Origin of the sequence: Mariniflexile ostreae (assembly GCF_042427585.1) — a bacterium.
GTDB lineage: Bacteria > Bacteroidota > Bacteroidia > Flavobacteriales > Flavobacteriaceae > Pseudalgibacter > Pseudalgibacter ostreae.
The window spans coordinates 1-1,925 of record NZ_JBHMFC010000067.1 but is presented as its reverse complement, the minus strand read 5'-3'; the positions used below and the strand labels follow the sequence as shown (position 1 = coordinate 1,925).

Below are 1,925 nucleotides of genomic sequence, written 5' to 3'. Positions count from 1 at the left end.
TCGAAGTCTAGGCTTCACCGTATATATTAACCTTAATTCTCTCTTTTATTCTTTCTGATTATATATCAAATTTAATAAAAGACAAACTTAAGCCGTATATAATTAATGGCTGGTTTTAGCTTGTTTACGAAAATCCTCGCAGATTTTCTATTCGGTTTTTATTTACTAAATTCCGTGCTTAATCACGCCACTAATCATATACATAAACGTTGGGCACAAGCTAAAAAAATCATACTATATCTTTATATTCTAAAGTTAATAATTATTTTAGCAGGTATAATAAATTGTTAATAATTTAGCTATAACTAAACATTTTGAAGAAATTTTCCTTAAGTTTGTCACCGCATATTACAAGCACTACAAAAATTAGTGTTTATGAATTAAATAAAAATGGGAAAAGTCTTTTTGAACCGTTCGTTGATGAAATTGAAAAAGATGGCAATTTGTTTGACAAGTTGGCTGGAGCGCTTAGAATTATTGAAGAAACTTCTAACCTCAAAAGATATCCAAAAACAAAATTTAGAGAACTTAAAGGTCATAACTTAAGCTGCAAAGTATATGAAGCTAAATCAAATATTATTAGAGTTTATCTTTTTCACGAAGAAAAAACCGGTAGAGTCATAATAACTGGTGGACTAAAAGATAATCAAGATAAAGACATAAAATCAATTTTGAAAATTATAAAAGAATATAATGATGAGAAATAGAGATAATATACGCGAAAAAATTTTAAACCAACCATCTTATTGGGTTGAAGGCATAAATAGCTTTCTCTATAATGCTATTTTGGAATATATGGAAGACAACAATATGAATAGAACTGAATTAGCAAGTCATCTTGGTATATCAAAAGGCAGAGTTTCTCAAATCCTAAATGATGGAGAGATTAATTTTAGCATTGAAAAAGTTGTTCAAATAGCTTTAAAGATTAATAAATTTCCAATTTTTGAACTTAAGGATAAGAATTCTTATTTTAATGATTTAAATTCTACTAATCACAAAACAAAAGATTTAAGCTTTTATGAAAATGATAGCTTTTCTGAAGTTTATTCTAAGAATAAAAAGGATAGTAAAATAATTCCTCTTTATAGTAATAATGAATTTAAAAAACAATTAGCACTTTAAAATGGCTAAAAAAACAAATACAAATAAAGATAATATTGGATACAGAATTTCTCAAATTCATTCTTTAAAATTCTCTTTTAAAGATATTGAAACAGAAAGATTGAATCAAATTTTTGAAACCCAAAATGCTTTAGCTTTAAACACGAGTACGTCTTTGAATATTGATAAAGAGAAATCAACTATTATAATTGATATCAACACACAATTAGTCGACAATGAAAAAGAAAATATTTTAGTTGAACATTCTGGTAGAACAGTTTATATAGTAAAAGGCTTAGATAGTGTGTATAATGAAGATAAAAATAATTTTGATCTTCCTGATGGTTTAGTCATTCAGTTATTTAGTATTGCTTACTCTCACGCAAGAGCTTTATTAGCGACTGAAATAAGTCCTACTATTTATAAAGATAAATATATGTTACCTGTAATTGACCCTAGAGTATTTTTAAAAAAAGATAACAAATAGAAAAGCCAGTGCCCAATAACTAAGAATTCGTTTTGCCGATAGGCCAAAAATGAATTCTGTGTTGACGAATCCGGTTGATTTGCCGTACTATGGGTAAAACGATACGTTTAGGGAAGGTTCTTTGGTGGCTAGGCTGTGATTGATGTGGTCAAAATATATAGCATTTACTCCTTTTCTAACATTTTTGATAGTTTTTTAGTGGTTTTAATTTACAGTTTCTGAGTTTTATCAAGGCACTTTCAGAAGTAAATAATCACTTGCATATCAATCAAATAAGTTGTATTTTAGATAAAACAAAACCCCGATAACGAGCCGAACACTCAAAAAACGGGGT

3 protein-coding genes are annotated in these 1,925 nt (G+C 27.8%); all 3 read left to right on the top strand.

All coding sequences use genetic code 11. The features are described from left to right. Positions 1-314: 314 nt before the first annotated feature. The 3 genes from ACFFU9_RS11045 to ACFFU9_RS11035 are packed head-to-tail and all read left to right on the top strand — an operon-like array spanning position 315 to position 1,591. Entirely contained in the window at positions 315-707 is a 393-nt protein-coding gene (locus tag ACFFU9_RS11045; protein ID WP_379861499.1) for a hypothetical protein, read from the top strand. Continuing rightward, complete coding sequence (locus ACFFU9_RS11040) at positions 694-1,125, top strand: helix-turn-helix transcriptional regulator (protein WP_379861498.1); 432 nt, start codon at positions 694-696, stop codon at positions 1,123-1,125. The genes ACFFU9_RS11045 and ACFFU9_RS11040 overlap by 14 nt, the downstream gene beginning before the upstream one ends. Position 1,126: 1 nt before the next feature. Further along, a complete protein-coding gene (locus tag ACFFU9_RS11035; RefSeq protein WP_379861497.1) occupies positions 1,127-1,591 on the top strand; it encodes a hypothetical protein in 465 nt (154 codons plus the stop codon). The last annotated feature ends 334 nt before the right edge of the window (positions 1,592-1,925 follow it).